Origin of the sequence: Sphingomonas sp. PSPC2-2, from assembly GCF_049897725.1 — a bacterium.
In the GTDB taxonomy this organism is placed as follows: Bacteria; Pseudomonadota; Alphaproteobacteria; order Sphingomonadales; family Sphingomonadaceae; genus Sphingomonas.
In genome coordinates this window covers 187897-212525 of sequence record NZ_JAFCWU010000003.1, presented here as the reverse complement: position 1 = coordinate 212525, position 24629 = coordinate 187897, and the positions used below count along the sequence as shown (strand labels likewise).

The following is a 24629-nucleotide window of genomic DNA, read 5'->3' as shown; positions in this document are numbered from 1 at the left end:
GGAGAGAGATGATGGCGACGGCCGAACTTCCGATCGAAACGGGTGCAAGCGGGACGATAGCGGCCGACGCAAGCACGGTCGGACGCTATCGCTGGGTGATTTGCGGCCTGCTCTTTGCCGCCACCGCGATCAATTATGTCGATCGACAGATGATCGGGCTGCTCAAGCCCAACATCTCGGGCGAATTCGGCTGGGACGAGAATGCCTATGCCGACATCGTCTTCTGGTTCCAGGCGGCCTATGCGATTGGCTATATCAGCTTCGGCTCGATCGTTGACCGGGTCGGGGCGCGTGTCGGCTATTCGATCGCCTTCATCATCTGGACGCTTGGCCATACCTTGTGCGGCTTTGCCGGATCGACCTTGCAGTTTGCGGCTGCCCGCGCGGTCCTGGGCCTTGGCGAATCGGGCAATTTCCCGGCGGGCATCAAGGCCGTCTCCGAATGGTTTCCGGCACGCGAGCGGGCACTGGCGACGGGCGTGTTCAACGCCGGTGCCAATATCGGCGCGGTGGTGACCCCACTGATCGTACCCGCGATCACGCTCGCCTTCGGGTGGCGGATGGCGTTCATCGTCACCGGGGTCGCGAGCCTGGTGTGGCTGGTCGCCTGGATCGCCATCTACCGCCGGCCACGCGAACAGCCGCGCCTCAGCGCCGCCGAACTCGCCCATATCGAAAGCGACCCCGCCGACCCCGCGCAGAAGATCGCGTGGACGCGGCTGCTCGGCTATCGCGAGACCTGGGCCTATGCGCTCGGCAAGTTCCTGATCGACCCGATCTGGTGGCTGTTCCTGTTCTGGACGCCCGATTTCCTGTCCAAAGCCTATCATCTCGATTTGAAGAGCTTCGGCCCGCCCTTGGTGGTGATCTATCTGATCTCGGACTTTGGCAGCATCGCCGGCGGCTGGTCCTCCTCGCGGCTGATGAAGCGCGGCTGGTCGGCCAATGCCGCGCGCAAAACGACGATGCTGGTCTGCGCCTTCCTCGTAATGCCGATCTTCTTTGCGCAATATATCGCCAATCTGTGGGCGGCGGTGGCGATCGTCGGGCTGGCGACGGCGGCGCATCAGGCGTTTTCGGCCAATCTCTACACCATCCCGTCGGATATGTTCCCGCGCAAGGCGGTGGGATCGGTGGTCGGCATTGGCGGCATGGTCGGCGCGATCGGCGGCATGGGGATGGCCAAATTCACCGGCTACATCCTGCAAACGACGGGCAGCTACACGCTGATCTTCGCGGTCGCGGGCAGCGTGTATCTCATCGCGGTCGGTGTCATCCATCTGCTCTCGCCGCGACTGGCGCGCGTCGATGCGCTGTAAGGCCGGCTTGGCGAGCCTGCTGGCCATCGCTGTCGCCACCCCGGCGGCGGCGCAGGATGCGAGCGGCCTGCTGTTCCGCGTTTCCGCCGACACGAGCCTGACGGCGGACACCGCAATGGGTGACCCGGTACCCAATTTCCGCAGCGGCGTCAGCGTGGTGCCCGATGGCGCGATCGGCGGCGCGGCGCGCTGGGCCGATGACGGCTATGTCGCGTGGAAGGCACCCGGTAACATGCGCGCGCAGCGCGGCACGCTCAGCTTCTTCTGGCGGCCGCGCGAGCCGCTGGGCGTCGCGCCCTTCGTGATCTTCCGCGCGGGCTTTGCCGATCACAGCAGTTGGGACATGGCGTTCCTGCGGATCGACTGGAACGGCCACGGCTTCGATGCCTTCGTCACCGACGCGAACCTGTCGCGCATCCGCGTCTCCTGGACGATCCCGCAGACACCCGCAGCCGATGCGTGGAAGCACATCGCCTTCGCCTGGGACGAGACCAAGGGCGTCCGGCTGTTTGTCGATGGCCGCGAAGTCGCGTGCAAGGATCAGGTCGCCGATCTCGATTCGGGGCTGGACCAGTTCGGCCTCGCCGGGCGCGTGCTCTCCCCCCACCAAGTGCAGAGCCGCTACCATTTCATGCGCGGCAGCGATCTCGACGAGATTCGCGTGTACGACCGGATGCTGGCCGCCGCCGACATTGCCGCGCTCGCCGACAAGCGCGATCCGGCCCCGGCCCCACTAGCGGACACCGCCGCCCGCCGCACCGCCTGGCTGCACCGTTATGGCTGGGATGCAGGCGCGCCGCCCGTGCTCGATGCCCCCGTCACCACGGTGCGCAAGGTCGAGTTCGCCGACGCCAAGGATTTGAAGGAGTGGATGTGGAAGGGCGTCGACGGCATATCCGAGACGACCTGGCCCGGCGTCTATAACCGCTCCAGACTGCCCGGCCGCGACGATTATTTCGAGCTGCCGGACTGGAACGTCTATGTCGAAGGCGGCAAGCGCTATGACCTGACCGTACCACCCGGCGAACGCTTCAACCGCGTCGAGATTCGCGGCGCGGCTTATGGCTCCTTGCTATGGTCGGACGGCGGCAAAACCACCACGCTCGCCACCCGCGCGCACGGCACCGTCCGCAGCGTCAGCGCGGTGCCCGAGCGGCAGGGCGGCACGCTCAGCTTCGTCAACACGATGAAGGAGCAGCCGATCCAGGAACTATGGGCCTATGACGTAAAGGCCGGCGCGGAACCGGCGGGATCGTTCAAACTCTCCTACACCGTGGACGCCACCGCCTCGACCAGGATCGCCGCGCTCGCCAGCCTCGAATCCTTCATCACCGGCCGTTATGCGCCCGACGAGCGCAGCATGGTCGTCGCCTTGCCCAGTTCCGGCATCAAGGCCGCTGTCGGAGCCGCTGCCGCGGGGGCTGGCGCACCAGCGCAAGCCCGCACGCCCGGCCTACCGATCGTCCATATCCTGATCCCGGCCAGCCTTGGCGATGCCTATCCCGACAAGCCGCTGGCGCGCGCGTTCGATTATGGCTGGCAGAACCTGCATGACGGGCTCGACGGCATCGCGATCGATCTGCCCGCGCTCGCCGGCACCGGGCCGGTCCCGCTCAATATCCGCGTGAAGGACCCGATCTGGCCTGGCCGCGACATGGTCGACCTGTCGGTCAGCGTCCCCGCTGGCACGCCGCGCACACTGTGGCTCGATCTGCGCGACCGCGTGCTCTCGAATGACAGCCTCTATCTCAGCATCGCCTCGGCGCTGCCCGGCTTCGATGCCGCTGCGCTCAACGGTGCGAAGATCCGATTAGTGTTCAAGGATCGCGCCGCCGCTTTGCCCGAACACATCGCCGACCGGCTCAATCAGGTGAAGGACAATTGGGGCTTTCTGGTCGAGGAACATACCGCCTCCAAGCGCGCCGCGCTGTACGCGCGCCTGTTCGGCGACATCACCGACCTGTTGCGCGTCGACCCCGACAATGTGACCGCGCGCCAATATTGGGCCGACATCAATTACCGCCCCGAAAACCTGCCCGCCGTCCCCCAGCCAACCGCCCCCCCGGGCGTGCCGCTCTGGGCGTTTCGGCAGCTTGAGGATCTGAAACTGGTGCGCCAGTTCGTCAATTGGTGGATCGACCATCGCCAGGTGCCGTATGGCGATTTCGGCGGCGGCATTTCCGACGATACCGATTTGACGCAGCAATGGCCCGGCCTCGCGCTGATGGGGGTCGAGCCCGACAAGATCAACGCTTCGCTGCGCGCCCTCGCCGATGCCGCGTACAAGAACGGGATGCGCGTGAACGGCCTCGGCTACATCGCCACCGACGAGCTTCACGCTTATGAGGAAGGGCTCAACTCGGATGCCGAGCGGCTCTATCTCAACTGGGGCGAGCCACGCTCGATCGAGCGGCTGATGGCAACGACCAAGGCGTTGCAAGGCGTGATCCTGAAGAACCCGGCGGGTCACCTGCATTTCGCCAGCAACTGGTATGGCGGGCGTATGATGTACCGCGAGGGGGCGTGGGAATGGCAGAAGCCCTATAGCTTCACCGTGCTGCACGCGCCGATCCTGCTCGGCCTGTATAATGGCAGCACGCCCGCGCGCGCGCTGGTGACCGGCGTGATCGACGGCTGGATGGCGCATGGCAAACAGGCGGCCGATGGCGCGTGGTCCTACCCCAATGAAATCAACTGGCGCAGCGATGCCGAGCGTGTCGGCGATGGCGGCGGGGTGAGCACGCCGCTGCAGGCAAGCTGGGCGGCGTGGCGCTTTACCGGCGATGCCAAATATCTGCGCCCGATCGAGGCGCGGGTCGCCAAGAGTCCGGCGGGGCTGGCCGAATTCAACGAAAACGCCTTCACCGCCTTGCCCGATGGCACCGCGTTGCGCGCGCGGGCGGCCAAAAGCGAGGAGCCGTTCGGCCGTTATGCCGCTTGGTCGGCAACGGGCGATCTAGACGTGCTCGCCACGCTGCACGGCGAGGCGATCGCCGATAAGATGCAGCATATGGCGATGTACACCGACGGCCATTGGTGGAGCGACCGCGTCGAACAGCCAAGCGACATCCTGCAGCGCGAACGGCTCGGCGGGATCGCGCTGAAGCGCAACCAGACCTGGCCGGGCAATACGGTGAGCTGGCGCTTCGCCACGCCGGACGCGGCGGAGCAGGTCGCGATTCTGCTGCCCGGCGCGACGCGCGACCGCTTCAAGGTGATCGCCTATAACACCAGCAACCGCCCGCAAGCCGCGACGATGACGGCGTGGAACGTCACCGCCGGACGCTGGTCGATCGCAACCGAGCGCGGCGCGGCACCTGAGCGCACGACGGTCGCGCTGGAGCGCAGCGCCGCGATCCCGCTCACCTTCGCGCCGGGCGAGACCGTGCTCGACTTTGCGCTGGTGACACCCACCACGCCGGTCGAAACCCGCCCCGATCTAGGCATTGGCCGCGACGATGTGCGCGTTGCGGGCCAGCGCGTCACGGTCACCGTCCACAGCCTAGGCGCAGTGCCAACCACGGCGGGCCGCGTGTCGCTGTGGCAGCAGGATCGCAGGATCGCCAGCGCCGCCGTGCCGCCGCTCGCCGCGCCGGGCGATCTCATCCCCAAAACCGCGCAGGTGACGCTGACGGTGCCCACGGGCATCGACCCGCAACAGCTCTTGGTTCGTGTCGAACAGGCTGATGGCGGTGCCGAAGTCACCCAGCAGAACAACACCGTCGCCATCGCCGATCGCACGCCATGACGACGCGGCGCGCGCTGCTCGCCGGTGGCGCGGCGCTGGCGCTGGCCGGGCGCGTGCGAGCCACGCCGCCTGCGCCCTTACGCGCGGCGCTCGATGCGGCGGCGGCCTTGCCGCACGATCCGGGAGCAGCGCTGTCGCTGCTGGCAGGATATGACCGGAACGGCCTTGGCCCGTCTGCGCAGCTCGACCTCGATACCGCCCGCGCCGGGCTGGCAATCGACCTCGAGATCGTGCGCCGCTTCGCAGTCGATCCCCGCGCCAAGGGGCCGCCGCGCACCCCGGCGCACGCCACGCTCTTGCTCCGCCGCAAGCTCGGCAATGACGTCGATCCGCGCGCGGCGGCGACCCGGCTGGAGGCCGAACGCCGCTGCTGCGCCGCCCGCGCCGATGCCCTGTTCGCGCGGCTGGGGATAGCGGGGGCCACTACCGGCGCGCGCTTCTCCGCTTTGTGGCGCGACCCGCGTCAGGCTTATGCCAGCCCCGACGCCGCTTTGGCCGATATGAACCGGTGGCTGGTGGAGCTACGCGCGCGTGTCCCGGCCGTGGTCGGCGCGGTGCCGCGCTGGTGCCTGAACGTCGCCGCGAATCCCCCAACCGCCGCCGACCGCGCAGCCGCCCATTTCGGCTATCGCACGCTGCCCACGCCCACCCAGCCGGGCGGCTACGTCCCAGACCTTCAGCGCCTCGCCGATCGCCCGGCGTTCACCCTGCCGAGCGTCGTCGCGCACGAATTGCTCCCCGGCCATATGGTGCAGATGCCGCTGGAAGCCGCTGCCGATCCGCACCCGCTCCGGCTCGATTATGCGCCGGGCTTTGCCGAGGGATGGGCGATCTATATCGAACGCCGTGTTGCCGATGCGGGCGTCTACGCCGCCGATCCGCTGGCCGAACTCGGTTATCTCCACTGGCGACTGTTCCGCATTGGCCGGGCGTTGGTCGATCTCGCCATCCATCTCCACGGCCTTTCGCTCGCCGAAGCGCGCGCGCGCATCGTCGCGTGGCAGGGCGAACCCGCCTATTTCGCCCCGTTCGACGCCGATCTCGCGCGGGTCGCGCAGGAACCGATGACGCGCGCCACCGAAATGCTGTTCGCGCTCGCCATCGAAGACGGCGCACGCGGTCGATCGGGCATAGCGCTGGCGCGCTATCACCATGTGCTGCTCGATCACGGCCGGATGCGCAGCGACGAACTGGCGCGCCGCGCCCGGAGGGTTTGATGCGCCTCACGCGCCGGGACGCGCTCGCCGCAGCTGGCGGCAGCGCTGCGCTGCTGCTGCCCACCGCCTCCGCCGCCACGCCCGACACCCCCGCCGATTACAGGCGCGGGCTGGATCAGCAACGCATCGCCGATCTCGGCGACGGGCGCTTCCTCAATCCCGTGCTGTCGGGCGATCGCCCAGACCCCGCGATCCTGAAAGACGGGCAGGACTATTACCTGACCTTCTCCAGCTTCGATTCCTATCCCGGCCTGATCCTGTGGCATTCGCGCGATCTGGTGAACTGGCGGCCGATCGGCCCCGCGCTCCACCGCACTATCGGCTCGGTCTGGGCGGTGAGCCTCGCGAAGCATGACGGGCGCTATTTCCTCTATATCCCGACCAAGGCCTCGCCCAATTCGATCTGGGTGATCCATGCCGATCGCATCGAAGGGCCGTGGAGCGAGCCCGTCGATCTCGGCCTGCACGCCCATATCGATCCGTGCCATGTCGTCGGCGAGGACGGCTCGCGCTGGCTGTTCCTGTCGGGCGGCGACCGCGTGCGCCTGTCCGCCGATGGCCTGTCGACGGTCGGCACACCCGAGCATGTCTATGATCCGTGGCACTATCCGAGCGATTGGGTGGTCGAGGGCTTCTCGCCCGAAGGCCCCAAGATCGTCCGGCACGGCGGCTATTTCTACCTCATCACCGCAGTCGGCGGCACCGCCGGGCCGCCGACCGGGCATATGGTGATCGCCGCCCGCGCACGCTCGATCCACGGGCCGTGGGAGGACTGCCCCGCCAACCCGCTGGTGCGCACGCGCGACCGATTCGAGCGCTGGTGGTCGCGCGGCCACGCCTCGCTGGTCGAAGGGCCAGCGGGCGACTGGTGGGCGCTCTATCACGGCTATGAGAAGGACTATTGGACGCTCGGGCGGCAAACGCTGCTCGATCCCGTCGCCTGGACCGCCGATGGCTGGTTCAAAATGATGGGCGGCGATCTGTCGCGCCCGCTCGCCAAGCCCAAGGGCGGCAGCGCGATGCCGCACGGCATGGCCCTGTCCGATGATTTCCGGGCCCCAGCGCTCGGCACGCGCTGGAGCTTCTTCCGCCCGCGGCCCAACGAGGCCGATCGCCTGTCGGTCGCCAATGGCACACTGACGCTCACCGCCAGCGGCACCGCGCCGGTCGATTCGGCGCCCCTGCTGCTAATCGCGGGCGACACCGCCTATCGCTTCGACTGCGATATCGAGATCGATCCCGGCACCACCGCCGGGCTGCTGCTCTTCTATGACGACACACTCTATTGCGGCCTCGGCTTCGATCAGCAGCGCTTCGTCACGCACCAATATGGCCAGGAGCGCGGCCGCCCGCACAATCCGCATGGGCACCGGATGCGGCTGCGCGTCACCAATGATCGCCACATCGTCACCTTCGACACCAGCGGCGATGGCGGACGCACCTGGGCACGCTTCGATCGCGGCATGGAAGTGTCAGGCTATCACCACAATGTGCGCGGCGGTTTCCTGATGCTGCGCCCGGGGCTTTATGCGGCAGGCACAGGCAGCGCGCGCTTTCGCGATTTCCGTTTCACGGCTTTGTAGAATGCGCCGCCGCCACTCTCAGGAATCGATCCAGCGCCATCACCCGCTCGGCGATATCGGCACGGTACGGCGCACCCGGCGGTGTTGCCGCAAGCGCAGAGTGCCAGGCCGGCTGCGCCGCCGCCAGATCCCCGACATCGACATAAGCGAGGCCCTGGAAGAATAACGGTCCAGGTGTCTCGGGTGCGAGCAGCACCGCACGGCGAAACGCGAACTTCGCCGCAGGGGACACCGCCCGGTCATGCAGCGCGAAGGCATAGCCAAGCCCGGTCCACAGCGCCGCATCGCGCGGACGCAAGGCAATGTCGCCGCGCAGCCCATCGATGGCGGCGCGCGCGTCGCCATCGCGCAACCGCGCATCGGCGCTGGCCAATGCCAGGCCGTCGGCAGGGGACAGCGCGAATATCGCGTCGCGAAACGCGACCATGCCGGGGTCGATCGCGATCGGTGTAACATCGGCGGCAACCGGCTTGCCCGGGACATGGCGTGGCCCCTGCGCGGCAAAACCCGCCGCCCCCAGCATCAGCGCCGCGCCCGCGATCGTCCACAAGGATCGCGACACGCCCAGCGCCGACAACAGGGCCGCCGTCGCAATCCCGACGACCAGCAGGATTCCCCAGTTCATGCCCGCCGCCGCTTCTTGAAGCTCGCCCGCGCGAGCCACGCGCCAAGCGCCAGCAGCACCAGCGGGGTGATCCACAAAGGCGCGGTCAGCGCGCTGAGCGGCGGATCGTAACTGACATAGTCGCCATAGCGCGAGACCAGCCAGGCGCGGATCGTTTCCGGGCTTTCCCCCGCCGCGATGCGCGTACGCACCAGGGAACGCATGTCCCCCGCCATCTCGGCATTGCTGTCGGCGATCGACTGGCCCTGGCACACCACGCAGCGCAGCGTGACCATGAGCGCCTGCGCCTGCCGCTCCTGCGCCGGATCCTTCAGCTGAACGTTGGCGAGCGGCGCGGGCGGTTGTTTGCTGTCGGCAAAAACCGGGCTGGACGCGATCAGCAAAAGGAGGGCCAGCCGCCTCACCGCGCATTCCTTACGGCCGCGATCAGGCTCGGCACATCCTCCTCGCGAATGTCGCCGACATGCTGCAGCACGATCCGCCCGTCACCGCCGATCACGAAGGTCTCGGGCACGCCCGAAGAACCCAGCGCGAGCTGCACCGCACTGACCTTGTCATCGCCGATCGCGGCATAAGGGTCGCCATTGCGGGCCAGGAAATCGGCGATGGCAGCGGGCGTGTCCCGGACTGCCACCGCATCGATCTCGACCCCGGCCTGTTTGAGCGCGAGCAATTGCGGGGCCTCGGCGATGCACGGGATGCACCAACTGGCAAAGACGTTGAGCAGCCGCGGCTTACCCTTGGCGAACGCGGTCGCCGCCAGCCCCGGCTTGCCGGGCACGATCGGCGGCAGGTCGAATTTGGGCAAAGGCTGCCCGACCAGCGCCGAATGAATGGTGCGGTCGGCGGGCTTGTACAGGCCCCAGCCGATCACTGCGAGCAACGCGACCGCCGCCGCGAACGGCACCCAGATCAGCAGCCGCTTCATGCATATGCCTCGCGCAAAGCCGCGCGTCGCCCACGCGCCAACCGCCCGAGCAACGACAGCGCCCCCCCGATCGCGATCAGCGCACCGCCCAGCCAAATCAGCGTCACGAACGGCTTCCACCACAGCCGCAATTGCCAGCGCCCGGTGCCGTCGGGCTCGCCCAGCACGGTGTAGAGCTGCCCGTCCCAGCGCGTCGCGATCGCGGATTCGCTCGTCACCGTCACCGGATTGGCAAAAAAGCGCGATTGCGGCCGCAGATAGAAGGTCGCGCCGTCATCGCCCCGCCGCACGCTGAGCCGCGCCTCCAGCGCCGACCAGTTGGGCCCAATCACCGGCTTGATCCCATCAAGCGTCACGGTGAACGGCCCGACATGCTGCGGCTCCCCCACGCGCGCCGCAACCAGCGTCGCCTGCGTGAACGCCGTATCGCAGGCCATCCCGGCCAGGCTCACCGCGATGCCGAGATGCGAAACCACCATGCCATAGGTGAACAGCGGCGTGCGGCGCAGGTTGCGCTTCCACAAAGGTGCCAAGCTCGCCGCCGCCAGCCCGACCGCCAACGCCAGCCCGAGCATCGGCAGCAAGGCCACGCCCCCGATCGTCGCCAGCAGGATCAACACCACGCCCGTCGCCGCGACCGGCACCGTCATTCGCGCGAGCACCGCCGCCAGCGTATCGCGCCGCCAGCGCAACAGCGGGCCCGCCGCCATCACCGCCACCAGCACCAAAGCGACCGGCCCGGCGGCCTTGTCGAAAAAGGGCGGGCCGACCGACAATTGTGTGCCGAATGCCGCCGCCACGATCGGGTAGAGCGTGCCGATCAGCACAATGCCCAGGATCACCGTCAGCAGCAGATTGTTGGCGATCAGCGCGCCTTCACGGCTGACGAAATCGAAGCTGTTGCCTTGCTTGACCGTGCCGACGCGCAGCGCAAACAGCAGCATCGCACCACCGATATACAGCGCGAGCAAGGCGAGGATGAAGCTGCCGCGCGTCGGATCGACCGCAAAGGCATGCACGCTGGTAAGGATGCCCGATCGCACGAGGAAGGTGCCGATCATCGACATCGAGAAGGCGACCACCGCCAGCATCAGCGTCCACGCACGCAAGCCGTCGCGCGTCGCCAGCACCGTCACCGAATGCAGCAAAGCCGTCGCCGCCAGCCACGGCATCAACGAGGCGTTCTCGACCGGGTCCCAGAACCACCAGCCGCCCCAGCCCAGCTCATAATAAGCCCAGTAGGAACCTGCGGTGATCCCCAGCGTCAGGAAGATCCACGCCCCCAGCACCCAGGGCCGCATCGCGCGGGCAAAAGCCGGACCGACATCGCGCGTGATCATCGCGCCGACCGCGAAGGAGAAAGCGATCGAGATGCCGACATAGCCAATGTAGAGCGTTGGCGGATGGAACGCCAAGCCGGGGTCCTGCAGCAGCGGGTTGAGGCCATTGCCATCGGCTGGTGCCGGATCGAGCCGCGCAAACGGATTGGAGGAGAATAGCAGGAAGGCGTAAAACCCTAGCGCAATCGCGGCTTGCGCGCCGAGCGTTGCGATCAGCGTCGGCTTGGCGAGCGTGCGTTCGAGCACCGCCACCGCCGCCCCGGCTATGCCGAGGATCGTCACCCACAGCAGCATCGAGCCTTCGTGATTGCCCCATGCGCCGGCGATCTTGTACAGCATCGGCTTGTCCGAATGGCTGTTCTCGGCGACCAGCAGCACCGACATGTCGCTGCGCGCGAACACGGTGATCAGCAGCAGCATCGCCAGCAAAGCGAGCAACCCCTGCACCACCGCGACCGGGCGCACCGCCGCCATGATCTCATCGGTCAGCAGGCGTTTCGCGGCGTCGCCCTCTTGTCCCGTTCGGGCTGAGCCTGTCGAAGCCCCCTGCGCAACGGACAGGCGACTGGTCCGCCACACCCCAAGCGCCGCCAGCACCAATTGCAGCAACGCGAGCGCTGCGGCGAACCACAAAGCGGCAAGGCCAGCTTCGGCGATCATTGCTCTGGCAATCCACAAAATACGCCCCGCGCGTCACCCCGGGCTTGTCCCGGGGCCCAACCAACCGCACGGACACGGTACGCGGCGCGGTGGCCCCCGGGACAAGCCCGGGTTGACGGAGCGAAATAGGCGCGCGGTGCCAGGCCGATCATTGTTTCAGCGTCTTTGTCTCGTGCATCTTGCCCGCAATCTCCGGCGGCATGTATTTCTCATCATGCTTGGCCAGCAAATTGGTCGCGGTGAAGCTGCCATCGGGGTTGAACGATCCTTCCGCCACCACGCCCGATTTCTCGCGGAACAGGTCGGGGGCGATGCCCTTGAAGGCCACCGGCACGGTGGCGACGCCGTCGGTAACGACGAAACGCATCGACACGCCGTCGGGAAGACGCTGGATCGAATGATCCGCGACCATCCCGCCGAGCCGCACCGCGCGGCCGAGCGGAAGCCCGTCCTTCTTCACATCGCCCGGCGCATAGAAGAAGGCCGCCTGGTCCTTCAGCGCGGACAGCGCCAGCACGCTCGCCCCGCCGACCGCCGCGACCGCGAGCAACACCAGCGTCAGGCGTTGATGCTTGGCCTTCATCGTTTCTCGCTCCGGCGCATCGCCACGAAGCTCCACGCCGCCAGCCCGACCGAGACGACCCCGGTCAGCGCATAAGCGGCCATCACGAACGGCCAGGGGTTCATACGGCCACATCCACGACATGCGCCATGCGCCGCATCCGCGCCTCGGCCTTGGTCCGCGCGAGAATGGTACGCATCCGCATCAGCACGATCGCGGCGAAGAAGCAGGTGAAGCCGCTGAGCGTGAACCATAAGGGCCACAGGATCGTCGCATCGATCTTGGAGGAAGTGAGACCGATGCTTTGCCCCTGGTGCAGCGTGTTCCACCACACCACCGAATAGCGGATGATCGGCAACAACACCGATCCGGCAATGCCATAAATCGCCGGAATACGTCCGTCGCCGCCGCGATCGTCATCGGCGCGGGTCAGCGCCATGAACCCCAGATAGACGAAGAACAGCAGCAACATCGAGGTCAGCCGCCCGTCCCATTGCCACCACGTGCCCCAGGTGGGTCGCCCCCAGATCGATCCCGTCGCGAGGCACAAAGCCGCGAACGCCGCACCGGGCAGCGCGATCGCGCGCGCCGCGATCATCGCCAGCGGATGCCGCCATACCAGAAAGGTCAGCGACGACACCGCGATCCCGCTCCACCCGGCCATGCCGAGCCACGCCGTCGGCACGTGAATGTAGAGGATCCGCACCGTCTCGCCCTGCAGATAATCGGGCGGGGTCCGCGCCAGCCCGCCCCACACGCCGTAAGCGATCAACAGCACGCCCGCCCAGAACAGCGGCGGCGTCAACGGACGCGCCAGTTTCAGGAAACGCGCCGGATTGGCGAAGGTGTGAAGGCTTGCCACGCATCACCGATACGCAAGATCGATCGGCGAATCTACAGGGCGTTTCGTCGCAGCCCCCGCGACTTATTCGGCGGCGCGCAACGCCTGTTCGTCATAATTGACGTCCTCCGGCAGCGCCCACAGCAAGTCGGGTTTGGTCAGCACCCGGCCATCCCAGGCGCGCACCTCGATCGGCGCGATCGGGCGCATGTCGCGCTTGTCGACCAGCACCGGGCTGGCGCGAAAGCCCGTTTCCCAGCGCTCGCCCCACTGCCGCAACGCCAGCATCGTCGGCAGCAACGCCGTGCCCTTCTCGGTCAGTTCATATTGAATCTTGCGCCGGTCCTCGGGCATCGCCGTGCGGGTCAAGATGCCATGATCGACCAATCGCCCCAGCCGGTTGGCGAGAATGTTGCGCGCGATGCCAAGTTCGGACTGGAACTGCTCGAAATGGTGCAAGCCGTTAAACGCAGCACGCAGGATCATGAAGCTCCAGCGTTCCCCCATCGCCTCCAGCGCCGCGGGCAGGCTGCACTTTACCAGTTCCCGCAAGGGTTCGCGCAGTTTTTCGTCCATAATCGTCAACCTTATCCCATCTTGACCCGTCATGGGACTGAAATATACGTTTCTACTTGCAACTCGCATGTGCAGCATTTAGGTGGCCCTTAGCAACTGATTTATGAGGACCGTCGCCATGATTCGTACGCTCGCCGCCGCTGCCGTTCTGGCCTCGGCCACTTTGCTCGCGCCGATGGCCGCCCATGCCGCCGACGACAATGCGTATTACGCCGCCACCCCGGTCGCCGCCCCCACCAAGACCGTGCTCATCACCAGCGGAACGCTGTGGAAGTGGAACAACACTGCCTTCACCGCCGCCAAGGGTCCGCAGCGCGACGTCATCGTGTGTGAAATGGTGGCCCAGCGCGCTGGCAAACTTTCGGCCTTCACCGCAGCAGGTCAGGCGTTCGACGCCGATGCGCTCGCCAAGTGCAACGCCCGCGTCAAATAAGCATCCTCCCCGAGAGGTGCATTGCCCCTTCCGCGCCCGCGCGGGAGGGGTTTTTTTGGCCTTCGGGCTAAACATGTTGCAAAGCAACAGGCTCAGACGCCATCTTGGGGCTAGATGCTACGCCAATATGAACTCGTCGATCGGGTCCTCGATTACGATCCCACTGCCAATGAGGCGCTGCTGAACCGCGCCTATGTGTTCTCAATGCAGGCACATGGCAGCCAGAAACGCGCCAATGGCGACCCCTATTTCAGCCACCCGATCGAGGTGGCCGGCATCCTGACCGATCTGCACCTCGACGACGAAACGATTGCGACCGCGATCCTGCACGACACGATCGAGGATACCGTCGCCACGCCCGAGGAGATTACACGGCTGTTCGGCCCCTCGGTCGCGCGGCTGGTCGACGGCGTAACCAAACTGTCCAAGATCGAGGCGCAGACCGAAAACGAACGCGCCGCCGAAAATCTGCGCAAATTCCTGCTGGCGATGTCCGACGACATTCGCGTGTTGCTGGTCAAGCTCGCCGACCGGCTGCACAACATGCGTACGCTGCATTTCATCAAGAATCCCGACAAGCGCAAACGCATCGCGCGCGAGACGATGGACATCTACGCCCCGCTCGCCGAGCGGATCGGCATGTACGAGTTCATGAAGGAGATGCAGACGCTCGCCTTCGCGCAGCTCGAACCCGAAGCCTATGAATCGATCACCAAGCGTCTTGCCCAGTTGAAGGAAGGCGGCGGCGACCGCATCGCCAAGATCGGGTCGGGGCTGAAACTGCTCCTGTCGCGCGCCGGGATCGAGGCCGAAATTTCGGGTCGCGAAAAGCATCCCTATTCGATCTGGAAGAAGATGGCCGAGCGCCATATCAGCTTCGAACAATTGAGCGACATCATGGCGTTCCGCGCGATCGTGCCGACCGAGGAGGCGTGTTACGCGGCGCTGGGCGTCATCCATCGCCGCTGGCCGATGGTGCCGGGGCGCTTCAAGGATTATATCTCGACCCCCAAGCGCAACGGCTATCGCTCCCTCCACACCAGCGTTATCCACGCCGACAATACCCGCGTCGAAATCCAGATCCGCACACACGACATGCATGAAGAGGCGGAGCTCGGCCTCGCCGCGCATTGGGCGTACAAGCAGGACCCGATGAACGGGCGCGTGCGCCCCGACACGCAAGTGAGCTGGATCCGCGATCTGGTCGAAATCCTCGACAATGCCGAAAGCCCCGAGGAACTGCTCGAACATACCAAGATGGCGATGTACCAGGATCGCATCTTCGCCTTCACCCCCAAGGGCGAGCTGCACCAATTGCCCAAGGGCGCATCGCCGATCGACTTCGCTTATGCCGTCCATACCGATTTGGGCGACCAGGCGGTCGGGGCCAAGATCAACGGCCGCGTCGTGCCGCTGCGCACGACGATCGAAAATGGCGACCAGGTGCAGATTCTGCGTTCCAAGGCGCAGGAGCCGCAGGCCAATTGGCTGAACTTCGCCATCACGGGCAAGGCACGCGCCGCGATCCGGCGGCATTTGCGCCACAAGGAACGCGTCGAAACGCAGGCGCTCGGCCGCAAGATGTATGACGAGCTCGTCTCGCGCCTGCCTGCCCCGCTCGCCGGCAATGCGCAGGCGATGGCCATGCAGCGGCTGAAGGTCGCGGACGAAGCCGCCTTGCTCGAGGCGATCGCGCGCCGTCGTTTGCCCGATGCGGCGGTAATGGAAGCGCTGATGCCGGGCTCGGCCGGTGCCGACGCGTTGCGCGACTTGCCGCCGCAATCGAGCGCGATCTCGATTCGCGGGCTGACCGCCGGGGTCGCCTTCGATCTCGCCGAATGCTGCCATCCCGTACCCGGCGACCGCATCGTCGGCTTGCGCCGTCCCGATGCGGGGATCGAGGTGCACACGATCGATTGCCCGATCCTCGCCGCCGCCGACGACGCCGATTGGGTCGATCTGTCGTGGGGTGACAAGACCGAAGGCGCGACTGGCCGCATCTCGGTGGAGGTCAAGAACGAACCTGGCGCACTCGGCACGATCGCGACGATCATCGGCGCGCAAAAGGCCAATATCGTCAATTTGCGGCTCGACAATCGCGACACCGGCTTCCACACCAATACGATCGATGTCGAAGTGCACGACGTCCACCATCTGATGCGCGTGATCGGTGCGCTGCGCGCGGCGGACGCGGTCAACAGCGTCATCCGCGTCTGATCTCGCCCCGGCGCACAACTTCCCCATGACGGCACCGCGACGACACGCTATTCAGCAGGCATGTCGCGTCCCACATCCCCCGCTTTGTCCGTTGTCATCCCCTGTTATAACGAAGCGGCATGCCTCGCCGTGCTGCATGCGCGCGTAACCGCCGCCGCGCGCGCCGCTGTGGGCAACGATTACGAAATCCTGCTGATCAACGATGGCTCGCGCGACGATAGCTGGGGCGAGATGCAGCGCCTCGCCGCCGACGACCCGCGCCTGGTGATCGTCAACCTGTCGCGCAACCACGGACACCAGCTCGCGCTCACCGCCGGGCTCGATCTGTGTTCGGGCGCGCAGATCCTGATTATCGATGCCGATCTGCAGGACCCGCCCGAATTGCTGACCGACATGCGTGCCGCGATGGCCGCGCAGGGGGCCGATGTCGTTTATGCGGTGCGCCGCAAACGCGAGGGCGAGACGCTGTTCAAGAAAGCCACCGCCGCCGCTTTCTACCGCTTGCTCGACCGCGTCACCGACACCGCCATCCCGCTCGACACCGGCGATTTCCGCTTGATGAGCAGGCGGGCGCTCGACGCCTTCCTGTCGATGCCCGAACAGGCCCGCTTCATTCGCGGCATGGTCGCCTGGGTCGGCTTCAAGCAGATCCCCTTCCCTTATGACCGCGCCGAGCGCCATGCGGGGGAAACCAATTATCCACTCGGCAAGATGATCCGCCTCGCGCTCGACGCGGTCACCGGCTTTTCGACCGCGCCGTTGCGCTTCGCCAGCCATTTGGGCCTGGCGCTGACGGCGGCATCGTTGCTGCTGTTCCTCTATATCGCGGTCGGCTTTTTCAGCGGCAGCGCGGTCGCGGGTTGGACCTCGACGATGCTCGTCGTCGTACTGCTCGGCGCGTTCCAGATGTTCGTGCTGGGCATGATCGGCGAATATCTCGGGCGGCTGTATGTCGAATCGAAGCGCCGCCCGCTCTATCTGGTTGCCGATGTGGTGGGGCCGATCCAGGGGCGAGCGACGCTCGGCTATCGCGCCGAAGCCCAGCCCCAGCCCGTTCGCCCGGAGCTTGTCGAAGGGCAGCGCTCACCGCAGGAACCAGACCTTGCGGAAAGCAGTGCTTCGACAGGCTCGGCACGAACGGAGGGGTGACCCCCCTTATTTCACCGAAGCGAGCGTCACGATCGACACGCCCGGCGACAGCGGTACACGGCCGACCAGGTGACGCTCCAGCCGGAAAACCGCCTCGAACAGCGCGTTCACCGGCCCGGGCGGCGGCGAATCGTCGCTATCGTCCTTGCCGCGAATCCGCCCCGCCACGCGCGACGCCACCGCCAGCGGGAACAGCAGCGAGTTGAACCAGCGCAGGCCATTATGCTTCAGCCCCGCCTTGCCGATCGCCGCGCCCAGCGTCGCCTTGGAATAGCGGCGGTGATGGTGGTTGACGACATCGTGCGCGCTCCACATCCATTGGTGCGCGGGCACCGCGATCAAAATCTTGCCGCCGGGCTTCAGGCATTCCCCCATCGCCTTCAACGCCGCGACATCGTCTTCGATATGCTCGACCACATCGAGCACCGCGATCAGATCATAGGCACCGCGCTCGACCCCGGTCAGCTCGGGCAAGGGGGCAGCACCAACCGGCTTGCCCAGCCGCTCACTGGCAATCGCACGCGCGGCGGGATCAATCTCGATCGCCTCGACCGTGCCGAAAGCGCCAAGCATCGGCAGATTGTGGCCTGTGCCGCAGCCAATCTCCAGGATACGCGCATCGGCCGGCAAATGCCCTTCGCGCGCCAGATAGTCGGCCAGGATGTCGCGCCGCGCGCGATACCACCAATGCGTCGAATCATGCGCCGCCATGCGGTCGTAAACGATTCTATCCAAGGTCGACGCATCCCATCTTATTTGAACACCAGATAGCGGTTGAGCACGAAGGTCATCCCCGTTGCCAGCACGATCGCGGGCAGCAGCGGCACCCAGCCGGGATAGCCGAGCTTGGCGGTGCCGATCCAGGTGATCAGCGCGTTCAGCGCCATCCCCGATGCTTGCACCAGCACGAACTGCACTTGCTGCGCCGCCCCCCGCGCGCCCGTGCCATGCCCTTTGAAGCTCCAGCGGCTGTGCAGGAAAAACCCCGCCGTCACCGCGACCGCAAACGCGAACGGCACGGCATAGACCGCATGCTGCCGCTCGAACACATACAGCGTCAGCGGCAGGTACACCGCCGAATAGAGCACCGTCGACAGTCCGCCGGCGATGCCGAACCGCACCATTTGGCCGAACAGCGGGTTCGACCGCCAGCGATCGACGTGTTGGAGGAGTGTCGTCACGTTTGCTTGCCCTTTACGCGTGCCGCAGTAGAGCGCGATCTCGGTCTAGGAAAGCGGTTTGGATGAAGCTTGGTTCGTTGACGCGCATGGTGGATCGGGATTGGATCCGTCTGAGCCTGATCGCCTGGCTGTGTATCGCGGTCTATTTCCTCCACGATCGCTGGGTCGGCATCCATTATCTGCAGCTGGGCGACACCGACGACAATATGCGGCTGATGCAGGTGCGCGCCTGGTTGGGCGGGCAGGGCTGGTACGATCTGCGTCAATATCGGCTGAACCCGCCCGGCGGCTATGACATTCACTGGAGCCGGATCGTCGATTTGCCGATCGCCGGGCTGATCCTGCTGCTGCGTCCGTTCGTCGGCGCGCGCGAAGCCGAGATGCTCGCTTGCGGCATTGCCCCGCTGCTGCCGCTGAGCATCGCCATCCTTGGCCTGGGGGCCACGGTCCGGCGCCTGATCAGCCCCTATGCCTGGCCGCTCGCAATCGCCTTGCTGCTCTGCTGTTCGGCGACGCTCTTGATGTACATGCCCGAACGCATCGATCATCACGGCTGGCAGCTCGCCATGCTCAGCCTGACGGTGGCGGGCCTGTCCGATCCAAAGGGGATACGCGGCGGTGCGATCGTCGGCTTGGCGAGCGCGGTGTCGCTCGCGATCGGGCTGGAGATGCTGCCTTATGCCGCCATCGCTGGTGCGATCCTCGCGCTGCGCTGGATCTGGGATCGCGCCGAAGCCCAGCGCTTGTCGATCTATGCGCTGTGCCTGGGGGCCGGGAGCGGAATCGGCTATGCGCTGTTCGCCTCTTACGGCAACGCCGCGCTGCGCTGCGACGCGCTGACGCCAGTATGGCTGAGCGTGATGGTGATGGCGGGCGCTTTGCTGTTCGCACTGGCCTGGTCCAATCCCGCCAATCGCTGGGTGCGCCTCGCGCTTGCCATCGCGGCGGGCGCGGTGATCGTGATCGGCTTCGCTTTGGTCTTTCCGCAATGCCTCGGCCGCCCCGAACAGGCCTCGCCCGAATTGCAGAAGAACTGGCTCAACATGATCCGCGAGGCGCGGCCAATCTATGTCCACCCGTTCCGCGTTGCGTTCCCGGTCGCGATCATGCCGGTGGTCGGCGTGATCGGCGCGATCATCGCGACGTGGCGCGCGCGCGGCACCGCGCTGGGTGCGGCGTGGGCGACGGTCTTGCTGTTCGTCACCGGGGCCGCCTTGCTGCTGCTGTGGCAAGCGCGCGCAGGGCCGGCCGCGCAGATGCTGTCGGTGCCCGGCGCAGTGGCACTGGCGTGGCTGCTGATCCCCTATCTGCAAGCCCAGCGCTCGCCGCTGGTGCGCGTGCTCGGGACGGTTGCCGTGATCCTGCTGGTCGGCTCCGGGCTGTTTGCCGGGCTCGCTTTCCGCTTCCTGCCGATCGACCGGCCAACCAAGCGCGTCCAGATCATCGATCGCGCGAGCGGTTCGTGCCCGACGATGACGGCGCTGAGCCCGCTCAACCGTTATCCGGCGCAGACGATCTTCAGCTTCGTCGATCTGGGGCCGCGCATCATCACCATCACGCATCATAATGCGGTGGCGGGGCCGTATCACCGCAATGGCGATGCGATCCTGGACGTGCAGCACGCCTTTTCCGGCACGCCGGAGAATTTCCGCGCGATCGCCAAGCGCCACGGTGCGACGATGTTGCTGATTTGCCCGAACATGGCCGAATCGACGATTTACCGCGTGCGCGCGCCCGGCGGCTTTTACGACCAGCTCGCCCACCGCAAGACCTTCGATTGGCTCGAGCCGCTGCCGTTGCCTGCCAAATCGCCGCTGCGGCTGTGGCGGATCAAGCCAGACTGATCTTGATCCCGTCGATCACGAACTGCACGGCGAGGGCCGCCAGCAGCACGCCGAGCAGCCGCGTGATCACCGCTTCGATCTTGGCCCCCAGCACGCGCATGATCGGCCCCGCAGCAAGCAGGGAAACCAGCGTCAGCAGCAGGATCGTCGCCAGCGCACCGAGCACGACAAGCGAGCGCTCGATCCCCTCATTGCGGCCCATCAGCAGCATGACCGAGGCGATCGACCCCGGCCCTGCGATCATCGGCATCGCCATCGGGAAGATCGAGACGTCTTCATGCGGCTCGGCGGCGACCTTGGCGGCGCGGTCCTCGCGGCGTTCGGTGCGCTTTTCGAACACCATTTCCAGCGCGATCAGGAACAGCATGATCCCGCCCGCGATGCGAAAGCTCGCCAGGCTGATCCCCAGCCCATGCAGCAAGGCTTCGCCGAACAACGCGAACACCAGCAAAATGCCCGCCGCGACCAGCACCGCGCGCAGCGCCATCGCCCGCGCATGCACCGGCGTCGCCCCCGCCGTCAGCCCGGCATAGATCGGCGCGCAACCGGGCGGATCGATCACCACGAAAAAGGTGATGAGCGAGGAGATGTAGAGTTCGATCATTTGGGCGCAGCAATCTTGTCGTCGAGAGCGTCAACCATCGCGCGGCCATCCCAATAGCTCGCCATGAATCTCCGATCGCCGTTGGAGCGCACCACCCACAGCCAGGTAACAGTATCGTCTCTTGATCCACCCATAGCTGATTTTATGCCGGGCTTCGGTGGACCGGCAATGGTCATAACGCCAGCCACCACTCTTACGCTCCCCTTGTTACCGCAGTAAGCACTTACGATCTTCGCTTCCCCGGGATGCTGCCGCCCGACCTTCAAATCATCCCCACCATCGACGATCCACTTCCAGCCGCCATCCGGTTGGCGCTGCCACACGGTGGAGAAATAGCCGACCGACCCGTCGGGCCGCTTCCACCCGCCGGTGTTGACCGCGAGTGACCCATCGCACGACACATAACTCGCGGTCGGCCACCACTCGATCGCCTTGGCCGGGTCGGTGCGGTCCTTCAGCCACACTTGCGCATTGACCGGCTGCGGCACGAACATCGTCGCATCGCTCGCCGCCCATTTACGGAACGCGGTCCATTGCCCGAGCGTCTGCGCATCGGCGGCAAAGGCGCGTTCGGCGTCGAGGGCGGACCCAAGCTCCGTTCGCCCTGAGCCTGTCGAAGGGCTCCTCTCCGCGCGCGCGGCGGCAGGGGCTTCGACAGGCTCAGCCCGAACGGATGTTGGGGAAGCGGTCGCCGCCAGCAGCAAGGCTGCGATCACAACTCCCCCTCGCCGACCACGCCTTCGCGCCGCTCGGCCGAGAGCAATGCGTTGCGCAGCAGGCAGGCGATCGTCATCGGGCCGACCCCGCCCGGCACCGGCGTCACCGCGCCCGCCACGCTCATCGCGCCCGCGAAATCGACATCGCCGACGAGCCCGGCCTCGGTGCGGTTGATGCCGACATCGATCACCGTCGCGCCGGGTTTCAGCCATTCGCCCTTGATCATTTCGGGCCGCCCGACCGCCGCCACGACGATGTCGGCGCGCTTGACCACGCTCGACAGATCGCGCGTGCGCGAATGCGCGACCGTGACGGTGCAGCTTTCCGCGATCAGCAATTGCGCCATCGGCTTGCCGACGATGTTCGAGCGCCCGATCACCACCGCATCGAGCCCGGCGAGATCGCCCAGCACATCCTTCAGCAGCATCACGCAGCCAAAGGGCGTGCACGGCACGAACCCCGGCAGCCCCGTCGCCAGCCGCCCGGCATTGACCGGGTGGAAGCCGTCGACATCCTTGTCGGGGTCGATCCGGGTGAGCACGGTGCGCTCGTCAATATGCCCCGGCAGCGGCAATTGCACGAGGATGCCGTCGATCGCGGGATCGGCGTTGAGCGCATCGACCAGATCGAGCAGCGCGTCCTGCGGCACATCCGCAGGCAGGCGATGCTCGACGCTGACCATCCCGGCCTCACGCGTCGCCTTGCCCTTATTGCGGACGTAAACCGCCGAGGCCGGATCTTCCCCGACCAGCACCACCGCCAGCCCCGGCGCGCGCCCGGCCTGGCCCACGAACGCCGCGACCCGCGTGGCAATGCGCGCGCGCAAGCCCGCCGCAAAGGCTTTTCCATCAATCAACGCGGCGGTCATGCCAGGAACTTTCGGTTTGGAACGGGCAGTTTAGAGCGGGGCTCCGAGGAGCAGATGCGCATCGAGGTTGACCAGCACGATGCTGATCAGCCGCAGGATCAGCAGCACGGCGAACGGCGCCAGATCGAGCGCCCCGAAATCGGGCAGCACGCGGCGCAGCGGACGGTACAGCGGGTCGGTCCCGCGATTGAGCCCGGTATAAATCGCCCGAATGAACTCGTTATAGGTGTTGATCACATTGAACGACACCAGCAGCGACAGGATGACCTGCACCAGCACGATCAGCGTCACCGCGTCGATCAGGACCTGCAAGAGTTGGATGATCGTATGCAAAAAGCGTCTCCGACGTTGGTGGGCCTATTCTAGCGCGATCGCGCCGATGCGACCACCCCTGGCGACGAACGGTGCTTAGCGCCGCACCAGCGTGCCCGCCCCGCGCCGGGTGAAGATTTCCAGCAGCATCGCATGCGGCACGCGCCCGTCGAGAATGACGGCGGCGTCCACCCCGCCCTCGACCGCATGGACGCAGGTTTCGAGCTTGGGGATCATGCCCCCCTTGATCGTGCCATCGGCGCGGAGTGCCGCGACGCCCGCGGGGTCGAGATCGGTCACCAGTTCGCCATTCTTGTCGAGCACGCCCACCACATCGGTCAGCATGAACAGGCGTTCCGCGCCCAGCGCTGCCGCGATCGCGCCCGCCATCGTATCGGCGTTGATGTTATAGGTGTGCCCGTCGGCCCCGATCGCGATCGGCGCAACCACCGGGATGATCCCGGCCTGCGACAGCGTATCGATGATGCGCCGGTCAACCCCGACCGGCTCGCCGACAAAGCCCAGATCGACATGGCGTTCGATCCCCTGCAAGGTGTCGGGCGTATCGCGTCCGACCTTGGCAGCGGTGACGAAGCCCGCATCCTTGCCCGAAATGCCGACCGCGCGCCCGCCCGCCTGGCCGATCCAGCCGACGATTTCCTTGTTGATCGATCCTGCCAGCACCATTTCGGCAATGTGCGCGGTCTCGGCATCGGTCACGCGCAAGCCATCGACGAAGCGCGATTCAACCCCCAGCCGCTTGAGCATCGCGCCGATCTGCGGGCCACCGCCATGCACCACCACCGGGTTGATGCCGACCGCCTTCATCAGCACCACGTCCTCGGCGAAATCGCGCGCGAGTTCGGGGTCGCCCATCGCATGGCCGCCATATTTCACGACAAAGGTCTTGCCGGCGTAACGCTGCATATACGGCAGCGCCTCGACCAGCGTCTCGGCCTTGGCGAGCAATTCGGGGGCGGGGGAATGATCGGTCATGGCGGGAACCTTCTGCTCCCCTCCCGCTCGCGGGAGGGGTTGGGGGAGGGCCTGTCGGGCAGTCGCGGCGCTCCATGCCCTCCCGACGCCAGCCGCGCAACAGCGCGCATGGCGCAGGACACGAATCTCAGCGGTCGAGCCGCTTCCCCAAGGCGACGAAGCCGGTGATCAGGAACGGCACCAGCACGATCGACAGCACCACTTTGGTCAGCATCTGGCCCGCCATTAGTTCGACGATCGGGCGTTCGCCATAAAAAGAGATCGAGATGAACAGCACGGTGTCGACGATCTGGCTGACGACGCTCGCCACCATCCCGCGGAACCACACCAGCCGCCCGCGCCCCTCTTGTCCCTTCAACTTGTCGAAGATGAAGACGTTGAGCGTCTGCGATGTGCCATAGGAGATGAATCCCGCAACCATCATCCGCAGCCCCTGTCCGACGACAATCGGAAAGGCGGCGACGGCGGGCGGGTACATGCCCGAATCATTGGGCAGCGCCAGCACCAGCTGAATCAGCAGCGCCGACACGATCAGCGGCACGAACCCGAAGCGCACCAGCGCGGTCGCGGTCTTTTGCCCGTGCAATTCGGCCACCGCGCTCGACAGCACGACCAGGATCAGGAAGCCGAAGATCCCCGCCTCGACCGCAAGCGGCCCCAGCGCGACCTGTTTGACGCCGAGCACGCCCGCCATGCAGACCATGCCGCCGTACAGGATCGAGAAAACGAAAAGCGAGCGCGGAATGCCGCCAACCGCGGTGGGAGCAGGGGTGTTCATCGCAGCGACGCTAGCCGGTTTCGCCGCCAGGTCAAAGCACGCGACGCGAGCCGAGCCACCGCAAACCCCTATCGCTCACGAAACCCACGTGTATGGTGGGCCGCCGTGCGCGCCGATTGCGGCGGCCTGGG

23 protein-coding genes are annotated in these 24629 nt (G+C 66.3%); 8 read left to right on the top strand and 15 right to left on the bottom strand.

What is annotated here, in order from left to right:
* Positions 1–11 precede the first annotated feature (11 nt).
* Genes ACP7BY_RS07550 through ACP7BY_RS07535 form a run of 4 tightly spaced genes read left to right on the top strand, consistent with a single transcriptional unit; the run spans position 12 to position 7867 of the window.
* Entirely contained in the window at positions 12–1319 is a 1308-nt protein-coding gene (locus ACP7BY_RS07550; RefSeq protein ID WP_137902760.1) for an MFS transporter, read from the top strand.
* Positions 1309–5067 carry a LamG-like jellyroll fold domain-containing protein gene (locus ACP7BY_RS07545; RefSeq protein ID WP_209515833.1) on the top strand — a complete coding sequence of 1253 codons (3759 nt, stop codon included), beginning with the start codon at positions 1309–1311 and terminating at the stop codon, positions 5065–5067. Before ACP7BY_RS07550 ends, ACP7BY_RS07545 begins: the two co-directional genes overlap by 11 nt.
* On the top strand, positions 5064–6284 hold the full coding sequence (locus ACP7BY_RS07540; protein WP_137903154.1) for a DUF885 family protein: 1221 nt from the start codon (positions 5064–5066) through the stop codon (positions 6282–6284). Before ACP7BY_RS07545 ends, ACP7BY_RS07540 begins: the two co-directional genes overlap by 4 nt.
* Entirely contained in the window at positions 6284–7867 is a 1584-nt protein-coding gene (locus ACP7BY_RS07535) for a family 43 glycosylhydrolase (RefSeq protein ID WP_033964866.1), read from the top strand. Before ACP7BY_RS07540 ends, ACP7BY_RS07535 begins: the two co-directional genes overlap by 1 nt.
* Here ACP7BY_RS07535 and ACP7BY_RS07530 read toward each other — a convergent pair.
* From ACP7BY_RS07530 to ACP7BY_RS07500, 7 genes are all read right to left on the bottom strand, one after another.
* Positions 7854–8492, bottom strand: a complete 639-nt coding sequence (locus ACP7BY_RS07530) for a tetratricopeptide repeat protein (RefSeq protein ID WP_033964865.1) — start codon at positions 8490–8492, stop codon at positions 7854–7856. The genes ACP7BY_RS07535 and ACP7BY_RS07530 overlap by 14 nt on opposite strands.
* Positions 8489–8896: a cytochrome c-type biogenesis protein gene (locus ACP7BY_RS07525; protein ID WP_033964864.1), complete on the bottom strand. Its 408-nt coding sequence runs from the start codon at positions 8894–8896 to the stop codon at positions 8489–8491. The genes ACP7BY_RS07530 and ACP7BY_RS07525 overlap by 4 nt, the downstream gene beginning before the upstream one ends.
* Positions 8893–9420, bottom strand: coding sequence for a redoxin family protein (locus ACP7BY_RS07520; RefSeq protein ID WP_033964862.1), 528 nt, complete (start codon positions 9418–9420; stop codon positions 8893–8895). Before ACP7BY_RS07520 ends, ACP7BY_RS07525 begins: the two co-directional genes overlap by 4 nt.
* On the bottom strand, positions 9417–11420 hold the full coding sequence (locus ACP7BY_RS07515) for a heme lyase CcmF/NrfE family subunit (RefSeq protein WP_033964860.1): 2004 nt from the start codon (positions 11418–11420) through the stop codon (positions 9417–9419). Before ACP7BY_RS07515 ends, ACP7BY_RS07520 begins: the two co-directional genes overlap by 4 nt.
* A 148-nt stretch (positions 11421–11568) precedes the next feature.
* Positions 11569–12003 carry a cytochrome c maturation protein CcmE gene (ccmE, locus tag ACP7BY_RS07510; protein ID WP_033964859.1) on the bottom strand — a complete coding sequence of 145 codons (435 nt, stop codon included), beginning with the start codon at positions 12001–12003 and terminating at the stop codon, positions 11569–11571.
* 100 nt (positions 12004–12103) lie between these two features.
* The gene (ccmC, locus tag ACP7BY_RS07505; protein WP_033964858.1) at positions 12104–12844 is read right to left on the bottom strand and encodes a heme ABC transporter permease CcmC; all 741 of its coding nucleotides are present in this window, start codon (positions 12842–12844) and stop codon (positions 12104–12106) included.
* Positions 12845–12907: 63 nt separating this feature from the next.
* Complete coding sequence (locus ACP7BY_RS07500; RefSeq protein ID WP_010405266.1) at positions 12908–13399, bottom strand: winged helix-turn-helix transcriptional regulator; 492 nt, start codon at positions 13397–13399, stop codon at positions 12908–12910.
* Positions 13400–13517: 118 nt separating this feature from the next.
* Between ACP7BY_RS07500 and ACP7BY_RS07495 the strand changes: the two genes are divergently transcribed.
* The 3 genes from ACP7BY_RS07495 to ACP7BY_RS07485 all read left to right on the top strand — a co-directional run bounded on the left by ACP7BY_RS07495 (position 13518) and on the right by ACP7BY_RS07485 (position 17198).
* A complete protein-coding gene (locus tag ACP7BY_RS07495; protein WP_137903155.1) occupies positions 13518–13832 on the top strand; it encodes a CC_3452 family protein in 315 nt (104 codons plus the stop codon).
* 114 nt (positions 13833–13946) lie between these two features.
* Positions 13947–16049, top strand: a complete 2103-nt coding sequence (locus ACP7BY_RS07490) for a RelA/SpoT family protein (RefSeq protein WP_137903156.1) — start codon at positions 13947–13949, stop codon at positions 16047–16049.
* A gap of 60 nt (positions 16050–16109) precedes the next feature.
* Entirely contained in the window at positions 16110–17198 is a 1089-nt protein-coding gene (locus ACP7BY_RS07485) for a glycosyltransferase family 2 protein (protein WP_033964857.1), read from the top strand.
* A gap of 6 nt (positions 17199–17204) precedes the next feature.
* Here ACP7BY_RS07485 and ACP7BY_RS07480 read toward each other — a convergent pair whose 3' ends face one another.
* Entirely contained in the window at positions 17205–17933 is a 729-nt protein-coding gene (locus tag ACP7BY_RS07480) for a class I SAM-dependent methyltransferase (RefSeq protein WP_033964856.1), read from the bottom strand.
* 17 nt (positions 17934–17950) lie between these two features.
* Complete coding sequence (locus ACP7BY_RS07475) at positions 17951–18379, bottom strand: GtrA family protein (RefSeq protein WP_231565078.1); 429 nt, start codon at positions 18377–18379, stop codon at positions 17951–17953.
* Positions 18380–18441: 62 nt separating this feature from the next.
* On the opposite strand from ACP7BY_RS07475, the gene ACP7BY_RS07470 reads away from it, so the two are divergent.
* On the top strand, positions 18442–20223 hold the full coding sequence (locus ACP7BY_RS07470) for an AcrB/AcrD/AcrF family protein (RefSeq protein WP_137903157.1): 1782 nt from the start codon (positions 18442–18444) through the stop codon (positions 20221–20223).
* Here the strand turns inward: ACP7BY_RS07470 and ACP7BY_RS07465 are convergent.
* The 6 genes from ACP7BY_RS07465 to ACP7BY_RS07440 form a co-directional block, all read right to left on the bottom strand.
* The gene (locus ACP7BY_RS07465; RefSeq protein WP_033964854.1) at positions 20210–20827 is read right to left on the bottom strand and encodes a MarC family protein; all 618 of its coding nucleotides are present in this window, start codon (positions 20825–20827) and stop codon (positions 20210–20212) included. The genes ACP7BY_RS07470 and ACP7BY_RS07465 overlap by 14 nt on opposite strands.
* Positions 20824–21543 (bottom strand): hypothetical protein, encoded by a 720-nt coding sequence (locus ACP7BY_RS07460; RefSeq protein ID WP_033964853.1) that lies wholly within the window; start codon positions 21541–21543, stop codon positions 20824–20826. The genes ACP7BY_RS07465 and ACP7BY_RS07460 overlap by 4 nt, the downstream gene beginning before the upstream one ends.
* Positions 21540–22412, bottom strand: a complete 873-nt coding sequence (folD, locus tag ACP7BY_RS07455; RefSeq protein WP_137903158.1) for a bifunctional methylenetetrahydrofolate dehydrogenase/methenyltetrahydrofolate cyclohydrolase FolD — start codon at positions 22410–22412, stop codon at positions 21540–21542. Before folD ends, ACP7BY_RS07460 begins: the two co-directional genes overlap by 4 nt.
* 30 nt (positions 22413–22442) lie before the next feature.
* Entirely contained in the window at positions 22443–22745 is a 303-nt protein-coding gene (locus tag ACP7BY_RS07450) for a YggT family protein (RefSeq protein ID WP_033964852.1), read from the bottom strand.
* Positions 22746–22820: 75 nt separating this feature from the next.
* Positions 22821–23720, bottom strand: a complete 900-nt coding sequence (argB, locus tag ACP7BY_RS07445) for an acetylglutamate kinase (RefSeq protein ID WP_126846731.1) — start codon at positions 23718–23720, stop codon at positions 22821–22823.
* A 127-nt stretch (positions 23721–23847) separates the two neighbouring features.
* Positions 23848–24498, bottom strand: coding sequence for a queuosine precursor transporter (locus tag ACP7BY_RS07440; protein ID WP_033964851.1), 651 nt, complete (start codon positions 24496–24498; stop codon positions 23848–23850).
* Positions 24499–24629 lie beyond the last annotated feature (131 nt).

Coding starts and splice junctions, on each gene's coding strand:
- ACP7BY_RS07550 (WP_137902760.1), top strand. CDS start 12: ATGGCGACGGCCGAACTTCCGATCGAAACGGGTGCAAGCGGGACGATA.
- ACP7BY_RS07545 (WP_209515833.1), top strand. CDS start 1,309: ATGCGCTGTAAGGCCGGCTTGGCGAGCCTGCTGGCCATCGCTGTCGCC.
- ACP7BY_RS07540 (WP_137903154.1), top strand. CDS start 5,064: ATGACGACGCGGCGCGCGCTGCTCGCCGGTGGCGCGGCGCTGGCGCTG.
- ACP7BY_RS07535 (WP_033964866.1), top strand. CDS start 6,284: ATGCGCCTCACGCGCCGGGACGCGCTCGCCGCAGCTGGCGGCAGCGCT.
- ACP7BY_RS07530 (WP_033964865.1), bottom strand. CDS start 8,492: ATGAACTGGGGAATCCTGCTGGTCGTCGGGATTGCGACGGCGGCCCTG.
- ACP7BY_RS07520 (WP_033964862.1), bottom strand. CDS start 9,420: ATGAAGCGGCTGCTGATCTGGGTGCCGTTCGCGGCGGCGGTCGCGTTG.
- ACP7BY_RS07515 (WP_033964860.1), bottom strand. CDS start 11,420: ATGATCGCCGAAGCTGGCCTTGCCGCTTTGTGGTTCGCCGCAGCGCTC.
- ccmE (WP_033964859.1), bottom strand. CDS start 12,003: ATGAAGGCCAAGCATCAACGCCTGACGCTGGTGTTGCTCGCGGTCGCG.
- ACP7BY_RS07500 (WP_010405266.1), bottom strand. CDS start 13,399: ATGGACGAAAAACTGCGCGAACCCTTGCGGGAACTGGTAAAGTGCAGC.
- ACP7BY_RS07495 (WP_137903155.1), top strand. CDS start 13,518: ATGATTCGTACGCTCGCCGCCGCTGCCGTTCTGGCCTCGGCCACTTTG.
- ACP7BY_RS07490 (WP_137903156.1), top strand. CDS start 13,947: ATGCTACGCCAATATGAACTCGTCGATCGGGTCCTCGATTACGATCCC.
- ACP7BY_RS07485 (WP_033964857.1), top strand. CDS start 16,110: ATGTCGCGTCCCACATCCCCCGCTTTGTCCGTTGTCATCCCCTGTTAT.
- ACP7BY_RS07470 (WP_137903157.1), top strand. CDS start 18,442: ATGAAGCTTGGTTCGTTGACGCGCATGGTGGATCGGGATTGGATCCGT.
- ACP7BY_RS07465 (WP_033964854.1), bottom strand. CDS start 20,827: ATGATCGAACTCTACATCTCCTCGCTCATCACCTTTTTCGTGGTGATC.
- folD (WP_137903158.1), bottom strand. CDS start 22,412: ATGACCGCCGCGTTGATTGATGGAAAAGCCTTTGCGGCGGGCTTGCGC.
- argB (WP_126846731.1), bottom strand. CDS start 23,720: ATGACCGATCATTCCCCCGCCCCCGAATTGCTCGCCAAGGCCGAGACG.
- ACP7BY_RS07440 (WP_033964851.1), bottom strand. CDS start 24,498: ATGAACACCCCTGCTCCCACCGCGGTTGGCGGCATTCCGCGCTCGCTT.